Source organism: Symploca atlantica LB2515 (assembly GCF_052546295.1).
Genome location: NZ_JBQWMT010000001.1, coordinates 4,263,430 through 4,280,854, shown reverse-complemented (window position 1 = coordinate 4,280,854; position 17,425 = coordinate 4,263,430). Strand labels below are relative to the sequence as shown.

Below are 17,425 nucleotides of genomic sequence, written 5' to 3'. Positions count from 1 at the left end.
GGTAATTCCCTAAGGAATTTAATAGACAAAAAAGCAATATTCAGCGATTAGATTCATTATATCTTTCATCTCATTTTGTTTTCTTAGACCCCTAAATTTAGACTATTAGAGTAATTGTTAGTTTTTCCGTCTAGCCAGGGATAATTTTAATTAATTAGCTGGCTTGGCAATCATGAAGGTATATCTTATATCCTTCTTTAGGGATAAATGGTAATCACTAACCAGCTGAAACTAGTATCTATGTAGCAGTAAAGGACGGAAAATACTCCATTTAATTGACACTTATTAATTAAGTATTAAGGATTAGCTGAAAATTTATGAGTCACAGGGCAAGAAGAAAGTGTTAAGTTGCTCACATCAATCTGAGAAAAGTGATGGCTCTGTAACCCCCAGTTCTGCATATGTTCATATTCCTTTCTGTAGACGGCGATGTTACTACTGTGACTTCCCTATTTCTGTAGTGGGAGATCGCGCAACTGGCAGCACTTCAGGCACAATTGAGCAATACGTCGAGATCTTATGTCTAGAAATAGACAATATACCAGCATTAGGAAGCCGATTAAAAACTGTTTTTTTTGGTGGTGGGACACCTTCACTGCTGGCGGTGGAACAGCTAGAGCGTATCCTAGACAAACTCAGCCAGCGCTTCGGTATTGCTGCCGATGCTGAAATTTCTCTAGAAATAGACCCTGGAACCTTTAATCGGCAACAGCTTCAGGGATACCAGAAAGCGGGAGTAAATCGAGTTAGCTTGGGAGTTCAAGCTTTCCAGAATGAATTGTTGAACATTTGTGGACGGTCACACAAGTATGAAGATATTTTGGCGGCTGTAGCAATGGTGCGCCAAGTAGAGATTCCCGATTTCAGCCTAGATTTGATTTCAGGACTGCCTACGCAAACATTGGAGCAATGGTATTCGTCCCTAGAGGCTGCCGTCAACCTGCAACCAACTCACCTTTCCTGTTATGACTTGGTAATCGAGCCAGTAACCGCTTTTGGCCGACAGTATGCTCCCGGTGTCAAACCCTTACCTACAGATGAGACTACTGCCACAATGTATCGTGTCGCACAGCAAGTCCTCACCAGTGCGGGTTATGAACATTACGAAATTTCTAACTATGCTTTACCCGGTCACCAGTGCCTTCATAATCGAGTTTATTGGGAAAATCTGCCCTACTACGGTTTTGGCATGGGAGCAGCGAGTTATGTTCAAGGATATCGATTCACGCGACCACGCACTAGGCGAGAGTATTTTGCCTGGGTGCAACAACTGATTGAGACTGGTAATGTCTTCGATTGTCTACCAATGAACAAAACTGAAGTTTTGTTAGAAACCTTGATGCTAGGATTACGCTTGGCAGAAGGTTTAAGCCTCTCCACTTTGCTCGAGGAATTCAAAGAGGTGGCTCTAGAACAGATTTGGACAAGTTTAGAGCCCCATTACCGCCAAGGCTGGGTGGAAGTGCTGGGAACTTCTGGGCAATTAGTGGATTTGCAAAATGCTCAAACACTACCTGAGACTGGAAGGTTAAGGCTGACTGACCCCGAAGGATTCTTGTTTTCCAATACAGTTTTGGCTGATTTATTTAGTCAGCTAAGTTAGAACCTAGTGGATTGTAATTCAAAAAGCTTTGATTAAGGATCCGGAAAAATATATCCTTGTTTGGTAAGAAGTCTTAGTAAGAAGTAGCGAGTTTATGCAAAGTTGTTAGCTTACTGAATTAGACTTTCTGCCTTCAATGACGTAGCGATAACAGAGCAACCATACTGCTACGTCATGGTCAAGAAACATCTAATTTAACGGACGGCTGACCATATAAATGCACAGAGATAAACTGTGTTATTCTTTGTGACTTTCTCAACTTATCGAAGCTCTACTTGTCCTAGTTTTATCGTGACAACTGTGGCGACGGAACTCTAAAATAGGTTATTTTGGCTATATGGACCTGCAAGCGGTCAGATTTAAGCGGGTTGCTTTCTGCCCTGGTCATCTGCGAGGGCTGACCTTTTGGGGCAATAAAGCCATTGTGGACTTGCTGAAGCCAAGAGCAAGTATCGAAATTTCACCTATGGCTTCTGAAATCTTCTACCTTGTTGAGAAGCCCTATCCAGTCATATTTAATTTGGCAGCATTTGTTCATCAACTTTTGCTCTAACTACTTTTCTTTGATTCTTTGTGGCTTAACCTCTTTTTCTAAGTGAAGCCGACTAGTTGTCGGTGAGCTTAGCAAGTTCAGTTGGTCACAGCTTGTCCCCTACTGGGGTTAGCCTTTGTAGAAACATCTATTCAGGAACTGAACTAAAAGAAGCCTTCTTGAGTTTCAGTGATTATTCGGCATCTATATCAAAACAGGCGCATTTACCTAGAACTGTCTGTAGTGATGAAGATCCAACATGAAAAATACTAATAGTACTCAAGTGTACGCTAATACTCTTAAGCCAGAGAACTCATTGGCTCAGGGTCATCAGCAGGTCAAGCAGCAGCGAGAAGGTGCAGGCATGCTGGTAGTGATTGACCCCAAAGTAGAAGCTTACCAAATGCTAGCGGCAGGGGTTAAACAAGGGGCAAATGTCCTCATCCTTGACCATAACCAGGATGGTGTAGAGCAAATTACCCAAGCTCTGACACTTTATCCTAACCCCGCTAGTTTACATATTATCTGCCACGGTGCTCCAGGAACACTTCATTTGGGAAAAACTCCCTTAAATCTGGCAAACTTGGAGCGCTATAGCCAGCAACTACAAGAGTGGGGAGTTGCTGAAATTTTCCTCTATGCCTGTAATTTGGCAGCAGTTGAAGCACTCGCCAGTTCTAACCCCTTCCTAGAACGTCTTCACCAGTTGACACGTGCCAATATTGCCGCCTCAGCCCACCGGGTTGGAAATGCACTCAAAGGCGGCCAGTGGCACTTGGAATACCAAGTTGGTAAAGTTTCCAGCGGAACGGCGTTTGTGCCAGAACTGATGCAGGCTTACCCTAGTGTGTTTCCCATCATCTTCGGTCCAAGCTCACTCACCACTAGCGAAGATGGAAATACCCAAAGCTTTGCAATAGTTCTATCTGAAGTACCCACTTCTACTGTCGTTGTTCTTATCAATAATGGTGATCCCTCAGAAGGCACAGTTAGCCAAAACTTCCTTTTATTTGACCCTTCTAACTGGAATGTGCCGCAGCTTGTTACCGTTACTGGAGTAGACGATACCATCGATGATGGTGATATTACTTATAACATCAACATACAATCTATCAGTGCTGATCTAAACTTCAACGGTTCAGAAGTTATTGAGGTAACTAACCTAGATAATGACCTACCGCCCAACCTCTCGATTGATGACGTCACAGTAGACGAAGCCGCAGGTACTGCCACTTTTACCGTTACTCTTGACCAAGCTAGTGGACAGGATGTCACCGTAGATTTTGCCACTAATCCTGGCACTGCCCTTGATGGTGAGGACTATACAGGAAGTAATGGCACTCTCAATATTGCCGCCGGCGAAACGACAGCTCAAATCACGGTGGATATCACTGATGATGCCATCGATGAACTGGATGAAACCTTCACAGTGCAGTTGAGTAATGCCGTCAATGCCACCATTGATGATGCTGAAGGCGTGGCTACGATTACCGATAATGACCTACCGCCCAACCTCTCGATTGATGACGTCACAGTAGACGAAGCCGCAGGTACTGCCACTTTTACCGTTACTCTTGACCAAGCTAGTGGACAGGATGTCACCGTAGATTTTGCCACTAATCCTGGCACTGCCCTTGATGGTGAGGACTATACAGGAAGTAATGGCACTCTCAATATTGCCGCCGGCGAAACGACAGCTCAAATCACGGTGGATATCACTGATGATGCCATCGATGAACTGGATGAAACCTTCACAGTGCAGTTGAGTAATGCCGTCAATGCCACCATTGATGATGCTGAAGGCGTGGCTACGATTACCGATAATGACCTACCGCCCAACCTCTCGATTGATGACGTCACAGTAGACGAAGCCGCAGGTACTGCCACTTTTACCGTTACTCTTGACCAAGCTAGTGGACAGGATGTCACCGTAGATTTTGCCACTAATCCTGGCACTGCCCTTGATGGTGAGGACTATACAGGAAGTAATGGCACTCTCAATATTGCCGCCGGCGAAACGACAGCTCAAATCACGGTGGATATCACTGATGATGCCATCGATGAACTGGATGAAACCTTCACAGTGCAGTTGAGTAATGCCGTCAATGCCACCATTGATGATGCTGAAGGCGTGGCTACGATTACCGATAATGACCTACCGCCCAACCTCTCGATTGATGACGTCACAGTAGACGAAGCCGCAGGTACTGCCACTTTTACCGTTACTCTTGACCAAGCTAGTGGACAGGATGTCACCGTAGATTTTGCCACTAATCCTGGCACTGCCCTTGATGGTGAGGACTATACAGGAAGTAATGGCACTCTCAATATTGCCGCCGGCGAAACGACAGCTCAAATCACGGTGGATATCACTGATGATGCCATCGATGAACTGGATGAAACCTTCACAGTGCAGTTGAGTAATGCCGTCAATGCCACCATTGATGATGCTGAAGGCGTGGCTACGATTACCGATAATGACCTACCGCCCAACCTCTCGATTGATGACGTCACAGTAGACGAAGCCGCAGGTACTGCCACTTTTACCGTTACTCTTGACCAAGCTAGTGGACAGGATGTCACCGTAGATTTTGCCACTAATCCTGGCACTGCCCTTGATGGTGAGGACTATACAGGAAGTAATGGCACTCTCAATATTGCCGCCGGCGAAACGACAGCTCAAATCACGGTGGATATCACTGATGATGCCATCGATGAACTGGATGAAACCTTCACAGTGCAGTTGAGTAATGCCGTCAATGCCACCATTGATGATGCTGAAGGCGTGGCTACGATTACCGATAATGACCTACCGCCCAACCTCTCGATTGATGACGTCACAGTAGACGAAGCCGCAGGTACTGCCACTTTTACCGTTACTCTTGACCAAGCTAGTGGACAGGATGTCACCGTAGATTTTGCCACTAATCCTGGCACTGCCCTTGATGGTGAGGACTATACAGGAAGTAATGGCACTCTCAATATTGCCGCCGGCGAAACGACAGCTCAAATCACGGTGGATATCACTGATGATGCCATCGATGAACTGGATGAAACCTTCACAGTGCAGTTGAGTAATGCCGTCAATGCCACCATTGATGATGCTGAAGGCGTGGCTACGATTACCGATAATGACCTACCGCCCAACCTCTCGATTGATGACGTCACAGTAGACGAAGCCGCAGGTACTGCCACTTTTACCGTTACTCTTGACCAAGCTAGTGGACAGGATGTCACCGTAGATTTTGCCACTAATCCTGGCACTGCCCTTGATGGTGAGGACTATACAGGAAGTAATGGCACTCTCAATATTGCCGCCGGCGAAACGACAGCTCAAATCACGGTGGATATCACTGATGATGCCATCGATGAACTGGATGAAACCTTCACAGTGCAGTTGAGTAATGCCGTCAATGCCACCATTGATGATGCTGAAGGCGTGGCTACGATTACCGATAATGACCTACCGCCCAACCTCTCGATTGATGACGTCACAGTAGACGAAGCCGCAGGTACTGCCACTTTTACCGTTACTCTTGACCAAGCTAGTGGACAGGATGTCACCGTAGATTTTGCCACTAATCCTGGCACTGCCCTTGATGGTGAGGACTATACAGGAAGTAATGGCACTCTCAATATTGCCGCCGGCGAAACGACAGCTCAAATCACGGTGGATATCACTGATGATGCCATCGATGAACTGGATGAAACCTTCACAGTGCAGTTGAGTAATGCCGTCAATGCCACCATTGATGATGCTGAAGGCGTGGCTACGATTACCGATAATGACCTACCGCCCAACCTCTCGATTGATGACGTCACAGTAGACGAAGCCGCAGGTACTGCCACTTTTACCGTTACTCTTGACCAAGCTAGTGGACAGGATGTCACCGTAGATTTTGCCACTAATCCTGGCACTGCCCTTGATGGTGAGGACTATACAGGAAGTAATGGCACTCTCAATATTGCCGCCGGCGAAACGACAGCTCAAATCACGGTGGATATCACTGATGATGCCATCGATGAACTGGATGAAACCTTCACAGTGCAGTTGAGTAATGCCGTCAATGCCACCATTGATGATGCTGAAGGCGTGGCTACGATTACCGATAATGACCTACCGCCCAACCTCTCGATTGATGACGTCACAGTAGACGAAGCCGCAGGTACTGCCACTTTTACCGTTACTCTTGACCAAGCTAGTGGACAGGATGTCACCGTAGATTTTGCCACTAATCCTGGCACTGCCCTTGATGGTGAGGACTATACAGGAAGTAATGGCACTCTCAATATTGCCGCCGGCGAAACGACAGCTCAAATCACGGTGGATATCACTGATGATGCCATCGATGAACTGGATGAAACCTTCACAGTGCAGTTGAGTAATGCCGTCAATGCCACCATTGATGATGCTGAAGGCGTGGCTACGATTACCGATAATGACCTACCGCCCAACCTCTCGATTGATGACGTCACAGTAGACGAAGCCGCAGGTACTGCCACTTTTACCGTTACTCTTGACCAAGCTAGTGGACAGGATGTCACCGTAGATTTTGCCACTAATCCTGGCACTGCCCTTGATGGTGAGGACTATACAGGAAGTAATGGCACTCTCAATATTGCCGCCGGCGAAACGACAGCTCAAATCACGGTGGATATCACTGATGATGCCATCGATGAACTGGATGAAACCTTCACAGTGCAGTTGAGTAATGCCGTCAATGCCACCATTGATGATGCTGAAGGCGTGGCTACGATTACCGATAATGACCTACCGCCCAACCTCTCGATTGATGACGTCACAGTAGACGAAGCCGCAGGTACTGCCACTTTTACCGTTACTCTTGACCAAGCTAGTGGACAGGATGTCACCGTAGATTTTGCCACTAATCCTGGCACTGCCCTTGATGGTGAGGACTATACAGGAAGTAATGGCACTCTCAATATTGCCGCCGGCGAAACGACAGCTCAAATCACGGTGGATATCACTGATGATGCCATCGATGAACTGGATGAAACCTTCACAGTGCAGTTGAGTAATGCCGTCAATGCCACCATTGATGATGCTGAAGGCGTGGCTACGATTACCGATAATGACCTACCGCCCAACCTCTCGATTGATGACGTCACAGTAGACGAAGCCGCAGGTACTGCCACTTTTACCGTTACTCTTGACCAAGCTAGTGGACAGGATGTCACCGTAGATTTTGCCACTAATCCTGGCACTGCCCTTGATGGTGAGGACTATACAGGAAGTAATGGCACTCTCAATATTGCCGCCGGCGAAACGACAGCTCAAATCACGGTGGATATCACTGATGATGCCATCGATGAACTGGATGAAACCTTCACAGTGCAGTTGAGTAATGCCGTCAATGCCACCATTGATGATGCTGAAGGCGTGGCTACGATTACCGATAATGATACTGCTGGCATCAGCGTAGTTCCGACAACCGAACTTGTAACTACGGAAGCTGGAGGCACAGCTTCTTTTGGTGTAGTGCTTAACAGCCAACCCACTTCTCCAGTCGCTTTGATCCTGAACAGCGATGATCCTACAGAGGGTAATATTTCTACCAATGCTCTCATTTTCGACAATAGTAACTGGAATTTGCCCCAGATTGTCACTGTTACGGGCGTAGATGACGACATTGCTGACGGTGATATTGCTTACAATATTGTCACTAGTGCGATCAGTGCTGATGCTAACTACAATCAGCTTAATGTAGATGACGTTGCTCTGACTAACATCGACGATGATCAAGCTCCTTTTACTTTAAATAAGACCCCAGACGATATTCTTTCCATCGAAGGCGGCTCTGGTCAAGCCCAACTCTCTTTTACGCTTGATTCCAGCAGTGGCATTTTTGTCAATGAGGTTGGGGTGTTTATTACCGATGACCAAGGAAGGGTCAACGGTATTTCTCCGGAATCACCAGAATATCTGGAAACTGTTCTTAACCAAAGTCAAGTCATTTTCTCCGGACTCTCTCCCTATGAGAAGACTGGTCCGAGTCAGTGGAGTCCTGTTGGTCCATGGACTAATGAGCCTCTTACTCGCCAGTTAGGCTTTGATACTGGCGTTAGCCTAGGATTTTATCTGGTGCAAAATAGCACCACTGATACTCTTGTAATTGGTAATCCACTGACAGGGAAAACCCCGGCGAATGTTTTCTTTACTAATGCTTCTGCTAATCCAGATGGTTTAGACCATTTACAGGCGTCCCAGAATGATGCTAGTAGTTTCACCCTCAACTGGGAAGACCGTCTTGATTTCGACTTCAATGATCTAGTGATGACCGTCAGCATCACTGAGACTCCTCCTCCAATAGGAACAGGACTTCAAGGAGAGATTCAGGGAGAACTCATCGATTTACGCAATGAACCAACCGGCTTGCTGTCAGCTGATTTTGTGGTTAACGGCACAGCTGAATTTGATAATAACTTTGGTTTTTATGCCGTTGATGACCTCAGTGGTAGCATTGGTGGTATTGCTATCAGTAACCCTCTTTATGCAGAAACAGCTATCAGTAATCGGGTTGACCGAACAGAAGGGCTGCCTGGTGGTAGCTTGTGGGCTCCTTACTTGATCGCAAACGGTACCGAGGAGGAATTCTTGGCGACGAATCCAAACAATCAGCAGGGTCAACTTCCCCAAGCCTATTTCTCTTACCTCGGGGCTAATCCCGATCGTGCTGACCACATTGTCCGGCTCGCTGACAATACCTTTGGTTTTGAGGATAGGTCTGACTTTGACTACAACGATTTGATCTTGCAAGTTAATTTCACCTAAGTAGCCATTAATCCCTAGCCGTTATATCCACAAGAGCTAGGAGACTTATCTAGTGTAGGAACAGGTTATTGCTCTGTTCCTACACTAGTTTGAATAGCTCTCGCTCTGTCTGTAAAGGATTAGCTAGGATTAACGTCACAGTTCCGGAGCAACTAGAAGCAGATTTGTATCACATATATACATTTCTCGCCACTATCCCACTTCCCCCATGATTAAGTATTATTGGATGAACCAGGCACCTGGGCATGGACTCGTTAAGTTGATGGAGCAAGATGAGATTGAGGCATTAGGCGCTTCTCTACGCAAGATTGATCAAAGGCTATTGACCCAAGACAAGGATGAAGGTACTACTAGAATCTGGTACCAGGGAGGAGAGCCTTACTTTGATGTGTTTGTCGAACTACATCATGGCAAAATTTGTTGGTTTCAGTTCACTTTGCGCGGTAAATCGATTTCTTGGAATCCACGGGCTTCTAGCTGGCAAACTGGCAGAACCAATGAATTGGGCACAGAGGATATTAATTTCTATCCTGCGAGTAAATTAATTGAAGGCGATAGACAAACCGATAATGCTTTTCTTGAATTAGCATACTCAATCCTCCAAACCAGATCTGGGGAAGAAATCTTTGACCAGGTTCTGGCGCTGTTTGATGCTCAAGATTAATTACAGAAGTTGGTGTCGTTTTTAGTAGAGCTTTCCCTGGGGAAATTTATTGCCTGAATTTTTCAACGTATCATTGACTCATAATAAGGAAGGTGCTCTATGGCTGGTATTAAAGTTGGTTCAGATTTGTGGATCAGCGAGTACATTACGCCCTGGGATATTTACGTTCACGGTGTAACCAAAGTTCTGGCTTACAAAAAAACTGCTTACCAGGAAATGTATATTGTCGAAACTGGTACTTATGGCAAAGGACTAGTTTTGGATGGAAAGTGGCAATCTTGTACTGGCGATGAGTTCATCTACCACGAAGCACTAGTACACCCAGCTATGATTTGTCATGGCTCCCCCCGGAATGTACTAGTTTTAGGAGGCGGTGAGGGTGCTACAGTTAGAGAAATTCTGCGCTGGAAAACGGTTGAGCAAGTGATGATGGTGGATATTGACGGTGAAGTTGTAGAGGCTTGCCGCGAACACCTGCCAGAGATGCACCAAAATGCTTTTGATGACCCACGCACTAATTTAGTAATTGGTGATGCTCTAAAAGTCTTAGATACAACTGAAAAAAAATGGGATATTGTCATCTCAGACCTATCTGATCCGATTGAAGAGGGGCCATCTTTTCAACTATTTACCAAAGAATATTTTGAGAAAGTTCAAAGGGTTTTGGCACCGGGAGGATACTTTGTCTTGCAAGCAGGGCCAGTTGCGCCAGCTGAATTAAAACTTCATGCTCGTTTGGTACGCACCGTGGGCGCAGTTTTTCCCAACGTTCATTCCTACGCTGCTCACACCCCTACTTACGCTTCACCCTGGGGATTCGCTATTGGCTCAGCAGAGGCGATCGCTACCAGACCAGATCCAGAAACTACTGACCAGATACTGCAAGAAAAAACAACTGGTGGCTTGCGATTATTAGACGGTATCGCTCTATTGGGAATGCTTCAAACTCCTGCTTATATTCGTCGAGCAATCGCCGCAGAAACCCAGGTTTATTCACTCCAAGAACCACCTAAGTTTTTTGGCAAAGGCACCCTCGGACAAGAAGCTTAAAGTTCAGGTTTTTTGCCAGTAGCCTCCGTGGGATTTTTCCCTAGTCAATGAATTTTATAACAGATTAATTATTGACACTCCCACGGCTACAAAAGCACAAGATTCTTGCTTCATCCAGCAAGGCGTAAACCTTTGCTGCCCTATTCACTTTTCTGACGCTTTCCATAACTTATGCTTGAGCAAGTTGTTAGTTTCGGTGTGCTGGAAAAGATGTGAATTTTTGTTGTTTTAAGTAAAAATTTATTTGCGAAATGTAAAAAATAATATCACTTTAGACCATCTCCTAGCGTAAAATTGCCAGTGTAAAGTTAAATTTGGCGTTAAGACCAATTTGACTAACTTCGCTACTACCCCTACTCTGAAATAATGCTGCACCAAATTGGTGTGTGTCAGCGTTTCCGGTGTATGAACTTAGCCTATCGCTATTCAGCTAGCGTTTGCAGAAGCAACTTGACTGGCAGGGGAGCAGTATAGCCTACAGACAGGGACACAGGAGGAAACTTTCGACAAAGAGTAACCTTACCTGTTGCGGTAGTGCTTGAGGCGAAACTACCACCAGGCTAAGCAAACGCTAACATAGGGAGATTGCTCATGCAGACCATGGGGTTACCCCTTCAGTCATTAGTTCTAGATTTAGAAGCAGCTATCGACCCTTACCATTTGAGTGTATCGCCAGATACCCCACTGGTTGATGTTTTAGCCTTGATGAGTAGATTTCGCAGTTGTAGGCTGCCTATTGATGATCTAGAAACACAAAGCAATCCAGTAAGCGTTGCTAGAGAAGAGATAGAGTGGGCATCCTCAGAAGCGGAGAGGATTGGCGGTTTTACCGATGTTACTGCTGAGTGTGTCCTAGTAATGGAACAATCACGGCTAGTTGGCGTGTTCACAGAACGAGACATCGTCAGATTAACAGCCGAGGGTATTCCTTTGGGAAAGTTAAAAATTGGCGAAATTGTGCGGCAACCAGCCATTACTCTCAAGCAATCTCAGGCTCATGATATTTTCACCGCTCTAGGACTGTTACGTCAACATGGAATTCACTACCTACCAATAGTAGACGAACAAGAACAACCGATCGGGTTGGTTACTCACGAAAGTATTCGCAGAGTGCTGCAGCCAGTGAATCTCTTGACATTGCTGCGGCATGTGAAAGATATTATGACTACCGAGGTAATTCACGCCCCAGTGACTTCTTCGGTGCTACAGCTAGCAGAATTAATGACTCAACATCAAGTGAGCTGTGTAGTCATTACTGAAGCCTCAACACTAGAAGCTTCTAAAGAGTCAAATAATCGATCCACCGGAAACGGCTTTGTTGAAGAAAATTCTCAAAATTTACCTGTAGTCCCAGTCGGGATTGTCACAGAGCGAGACATCGTGCAATTTCAAGCAATGGAGCTGGATTTGTCGCGAATGCTAGCAAAAGATGTGATGAGTACACCATTATTCTCTCTGCATCCCTCAGATTCTTTGTGGCATGCTCATCAAGAGATGCAGCGCTATCATGTCAGACGCCTCATTGTTATTGGTAGCCACGGTGAATTGATAGGCATTGTTTCCCAAACTAGCCTGCTGCAAGTACTAAATCCGGCAGATATGTATGGTGTCATTGAAATATTGCAGCAGGTAGTAGAAAAGCAAACGTCTCGATTAAAAAAAACCAATGAGCGGCTGCGTCACGAAATTGCTGAACGCCAGCGAGCAGAGTTAGCACTGTTGAAGGCACACGAACAACTGAAAGTTAGAGTAGAGGAAAGAACAGCTCAACTGACAAAAGCCAATGCGCAGCTCAAACAGGATATTCTAAAACGGAAAACAGTGGAAGCCGCACTGCGGCAAAGTGAAGTCAAGTTGAGAAGGCGAGCTACTCAACTGAAATTGGCTCTCAAAGAATTACGCTCTTACCAAGCTAAGTTAATCCAGACCGAAAAAATGTCTTCTTTGGGTCAATTGGTGGCTGGTATTGCTCACGAAATCAATAATCCTATTAATTTCGTTTACGGTAATCTGACCTATGCCAGTCAGTACATGCAGGACATCATGGAGCTGCTGCATATTTACGAAGAGAACTCCTCTTCCCACTCTCAACTAGAAATACAAGAAAAAGCCAAAGAGATTGACCTAGATTTTATCAAAAAAGACCTGGCAAAACTCTTCAGTTCTATGAAGTTGGGTACAGACCGCATCCGTGATCTAGTGGTGTCATTACGGAACTTCTCGCGCCTCGACGAAGCCGAAATGAAATGTGTAAATCTTCACGAGGGACTGGATAATACTCTGCTAATTTTGCATAATCAGCTAAAGGCTACAGCTGGTCGCTCGGAAATAGTAGTCAAAAAAGAGTACGGTAATTTGCCAGTAGTGGAGTGCTACGCAGGGCAACTCAACCAGGTGTTTATGAATCTTCTGAGTAATGCGATCGACGCCTTAGAAGAGTCAAGGAGGCAGTCTTCGTCACTAAGCGCTGAAAATTCACAGCTCCCAGGAGAACCACCTACAATTATCATCAGCACTGGACTCAAGGAAATAAGGCGTCAAGGAAATACGGGAACGCCCTTACCCTTGAGTTCTCAGGCTATTATTCGTATTACAGACAATGGTACTGGCATAACTAAAGCCGTACTACAGCGACTCTTTGATCCCTTCTTTACTACAAAACCTGTGGGAAAAGGTACTGGTTTAGGTTTGTCAATCAGCTATCAGATCGTGGTAGAAAAGCATGGTGGAAACATTCATTGTCTTTCCACGTCAGGACAAGGAACTGAATTTGTAGTTGAGATTCCGATTAGCCAACAAAATCAATCGACTGGATTAGCCACAGCCTGAAATCTTAGACCGGACGATGGCATGTTAACCAGATGACAAGTTCTTCTCATCGCTCGTACACTTTTAAGAGTAGGTAACAATTGCAACTCAAGGAAGCACACTAGTGCTAGCAGCTGATCTCATACCGAGAAAGAGTCTATATTTCTCACCTGAACTATTTACTCTGTCGAAGTGATGGGCATTTGCTTGCCACAATTAGTTGATCTAGTTGATCGCAATCTTACTCAACAAAGGGTGCACGGTTAATCCCAAGCATTTTTCAGTAGAGTGGAAATAGTAACCTGCAAAAACTATTTTTGAGTTTACAAGGCCATGAGTTTATCCCTGAAACAGTTGACTGTTTATCTAACTTTACTGGGCCTGGGCGGTGGTGCAGGGGTGCTAGGTAGTCGCTATCTCATGGCAGAGAAGCAGGTGGCAAGACCTACTGAGGCAATTTCGGCTGTACTACAACCCTTTTCAGCTCAGCGGTCAAAGCGTCCTCCAGAAGAAAACCTTAACTTCATTGCTGAGGCTGTAGAGCAAGTGGGACCAGCCGTAGTGAGAATTGATGCGGCGAGGCAGGTATCACAAGAGGAAATTCCAGAACCTTTCAAAAACCCCTTCTTCCGGCGCTTCTTTGGAGACGAAATACCAATACCAAAACAAAGGGTTGAGCGAGGCACCGGCTCAGGATTTATTCTTAGCTCAGATGGACAGGTGATTACCAATGCCCATGTAGTAGATGGTAGTGACCAAGTTAAAGTTACGCTCAAAGATGGTCGGACATTTGATGGTCGAGTCATCGGTAAAGATCCTGTTACCGATGTGGCTGTAATTAAGATTGAAGCTCAGGGCTTACCCACTGTACGCCTAGGAAAAGCTCAAAATTTGATACCAGGGGAGTGGGCGATTGCCATTGGTAATCCCCTCGGTTTGGATAATACAGTGACTGTTGGTATTATCAGTGCATTAGATCGATCTAGTTCTCAGGTAGGCGTCCCAGAAAAGCGAGTAAGTTTTATCCAGACTGATGCTGCTATCAATCCGGGCAATTCTGGAGGACCGCTGTTAAACGCCAAGGGCGAAGTCATTGGAATTAATACGGCTATTCGCGCTAATGCTCAGGGGTTAGGCTTCGCGATACCCATTGAAACCGCAGAACGAATTGCTAATGAACTCTTCAGTAAAGGTAAAGTTGAACACCCTTACCTGGGAATTCAGATGGTGACACTGACACCAGAAAAGAAACAACAAATTAATGAGGAAAAATTTACTGACTTTAAAGTCAAGGAAGACAAGGGTGTCTTAGTGGTGGCGGTTCTGAAGAACTCTCCGGCACAGCAGGCAGGTTTCCAACCCGGAGACATTATCACCAAAGTTAGTAATAAACAAGTTAAGGATGCTGCTGAAGTACAAGCACGCGTTGAAGCCAGTCGGGTTGGTGCCGATTTAAAAGTCGAAGTAACCCGTCAGGGCAAAACAGAAACACTGGTGGTGCAACCACAGGCTTTCCCAACGGAGAAGTTGCCATAGTTAGTAATCAAAAGACTAAACCCCACCCTTAAAGCGGCGGGGTAGGGTCATTAATTCATCTGAGTGGTAAGTAGGAGCTAAGGAAGTTCACCAATAATTTTCTTCCAGCTCCTAACTTAGTTTCTATTTGGGTTCTGAGAACTCAGCGTCGATTACGTCATCAGCACCGGAACTGCTACTAGCTGAATCAGAATCTGCTGCGCCAGCACCAGGTTCACCACCGGGAGCGCCAGCCTCTGGGGCGCCGCCGCTTTGTTGGTAAAGGTTAGCACTCACACTGTAAAGAGCCTGTTGTAACTCAGGAGTCAAGGTTTTAATCCGCTCATCATCTTCTTGAGCCACAGCATCCCGCAAGTCCTTGATTAGACCTTCAATCTTGGTCTTATCATCCCCTGGAACTTTATCTCCCAGTTCAGTGATTTGCTTCTCTGCTTGGTAAGATAACGAGTCTGCCTGATTTTTGCGGTCGATTTTCTCACGACGCTCTTTATCAGTACTAGCATTGGCTTCAGCTTCCTTAACCATGCGATCCACTTCAGTATCAGGTAAGGTTGAAGCGCCAGTAATACTAATAGACTGCTCTTTACCAGTGCCTTTGTCCTTAGCTGTGACGCTGAGGATGCCATTGGCATCGATATCGAAAGTAACTTCAATTTGAGGAACGCCACGAGGAGCTGGTGGAATACCATCCAAACGGAAAGTACCGAGACTCTTGTTGTCAGTAGACATCTCACGCTCACCTTGCAGAACGTGGATTTCTACATTAGTCTGACCATCAACTGCCGTTGAGAAGGTTTCCGACTTTTTAGTAGGAACAGTAGTGTTGCGGGTAATGATCTTGGTCATCACACCACCGAGAGTTTCCACACCTAGAGATAGTGGGGTGACATCAAGCAGCAGAATATCCTTCACTTCACCAGCAAGGACACCAGCTTGAATAGCAGCACCAACAGCTACTACCTCATCTGGGTTAACTCCTTGGTTAGGATCCTTACCCAACACCCGCTTGACGATCTCTTGTACTGCGGGAATCCGGGTGGAACCACCAACTAAAACAACTTCGTCAATGCTGCTCTTATCAAGTTTGGCGTCGCGCAATGAATTCTCAACAGGTATGCGGCAACGATCAATCAAGTCGGAGCAGATTTCTTCAAACTTAGCCCGTGTTAACGTCGTATCCAGGTGCTTGGGACCTTCCTGGGTAGCAGTGATAAAGGGTAGGTTGATCTCAGCTTGAGTGACGCTAGAGAGCTCAATCTTGGCTTTTTCAGCGGCCTCTGTCAGGCGTTGCAGAGCTTGCTTATCTTTGCGTAGCTCAATACCTTCTGTTTTTTGAAATTCTGCGGCTAAGTAATCAACAATTTTCTTATCGAAGTCGTCACCACCGAGGTGAGTATCACCAGAGGTTGCTAAAACTTCAAAAACACCGTCGCCAACTTCCAGAATGGATACGTCGAAAGTACCACCACCCAAGTCAAACACCAGAATGGTTTCGTTGCTCTTCTTGTCTAGACCGTAAGCCAGAGAAGCAGCGGTTGGTTCGTTGATGATCCGCAATACTTCAATACCGGCAATTTTACCAGCATCTTTGGTAGCTTGACGTTGGGAGTCATTGAAGTAAGCAGGAACAGTAATAACTGCTTGAGTAACGGTTTCGCCGAGGTACTTGCTAGCGTCATCGACTAACTTACGCAGTACCTGAGCAGAGATTTCTTCAGGCGCGAATTGCTTACTTTGAGCAGGGCTGTCTAGCCTAACATTATCGCCAACTTTAAGGACTTTGTAAGAAACTTCTGTAGCTTCATTGGTAATTTCGCTATATCTGCGCCCAAGAAAGCGTTTGACTGAGTAGAAGGTGTTTTCGGGATTCATCACCGCCTGACGCTTGGCGATTTGACCAACTAAACGGTCGCCATTTTTTGCATAGGCTACAACTGAAGGTGTTGTCCTAAAACCTTCTGCGTTAGCAATAACGGTAGGCTTACCGCCTTCCATTACTGCTACACATGAGTTAGTTGTGCCTAAGTCAATTCCAACAACTTTTGCCATAAGTATTCCAGGTTCGCTTAACTACAAATATTGACTGGATATGGGAGACTCAAATTTGAGCAAAGGGTTTAACCAGCAGCTTGTTAACAGCTTCTCTTGCCATTGAACTTCCTACCAATCTCTATACTGATTGTGGTTTGCCTGTCTCATGAAGGGGGGGTTCCCGAACCTGAGATGGGACGGTTATAGGTCAAATCGCTCTTGCTACTCTTTCTCCCATGAAGTGCAGCTGGCAGATCACTACTGCTGATTTGATTGCTTTCATTGTGTCTAATGTAGAAAAATACCGGGCTTTTGGGATGGGGGTGAACCGTAAATAATTAGTTGTGTTTGCCGCCTTTAAGCCTTAAAAGCAGTAATTAGCCCACCTTTTTGGGGCGAAAATGCCTC

8 protein-coding genes are annotated in these 17,425 nt (G+C 45.6%); 7 read left to right on the top strand and 1 reads right to left on the bottom strand.

Going from position 1 to position 17,425, the window contains the following annotated elements:
- The first annotated feature begins 340 nt into the window (after window positions 1–340).
- The 7 genes from hemW (at window position 341) to ACT7WV_RS17775 (ending at window position 14,986) form a co-directional block, all read left to right on the top strand.
- On the top strand, window positions 341–1,603 hold the full coding sequence (gene hemW, locus ACT7WV_RS17805) for a radical SAM family heme chaperone HemW (RefSeq protein ID WP_445104163.1): 1,263 nt from the start codon (window positions 341–343) through the stop codon (window positions 1,601–1,603).
- Window positions 1,604–1,901: 298 nt separating this feature from the next.
- Complete coding sequence (locus ACT7WV_RS17800; RefSeq protein ID WP_445105679.1) at window positions 1,902–2,156, top strand: DUF4915 domain-containing protein; 255 nt, start codon at window positions 1,902–1,904, stop codon at window positions 2,154–2,156.
- Window positions 2,157–2,394: 238 nt separating this feature from the next.
- The gene (locus ACT7WV_RS17795) at window positions 2,395–8,928 is read left to right on the top strand and encodes a Calx-beta domain-containing protein (RefSeq protein ID WP_445104162.1); all 6,534 of its coding nucleotides are present in this window, start codon (window positions 2,395–2,397) and stop codon (window positions 8,926–8,928) included.
- A 208-nt stretch (window positions 8,929–9,136) separates the two neighbouring features.
- A complete protein-coding gene (locus ACT7WV_RS17790) occupies window positions 9,137–9,592 on the top strand; it encodes a hypothetical protein (protein WP_445104161.1) in 456 nt (151 codons plus the stop codon).
- 99 nt (window positions 9,593–9,691) lie between these two features.
- Window positions 9,692–10,642, top strand: coding sequence for a fused MFS/spermidine synthase (locus ACT7WV_RS17785; protein ID WP_445104160.1), 951 nt, complete (start codon window positions 9,692–9,694; stop codon window positions 10,640–10,642).
- 591 nt (window positions 10,643–11,233) lie between these two features.
- Window positions 11,234–13,471, top strand: a complete 2,238-nt coding sequence (locus tag ACT7WV_RS17780; protein WP_445104159.1) for a CBS domain-containing protein — start codon at window positions 11,234–11,236, stop codon at window positions 13,469–13,471.
- 312 nt (window positions 13,472–13,783) lie between these two features.
- Window positions 13,784–14,986 (top strand): HhoA/HhoB/HtrA family serine endopeptidase, encoded by a 1,203-nt coding sequence (locus ACT7WV_RS17775; protein ID WP_445104158.1) that lies wholly within the window; start codon window positions 13,784–13,786, stop codon window positions 14,984–14,986.
- Between the two features lie 123 nt (window positions 14,987–15,109).
- Here the strand turns inward: ACT7WV_RS17775 and dnaK are convergent, their stop codons facing one another.
- Complete coding sequence (dnaK, locus tag ACT7WV_RS17770) at window positions 15,110–17,035, bottom strand: molecular chaperone DnaK (protein WP_445104157.1); 1,926 nt, start codon at window positions 17,033–17,035, stop codon at window positions 15,110–15,112.
- Window positions 17,036–17,425: the final 390 nt, after the last annotated feature.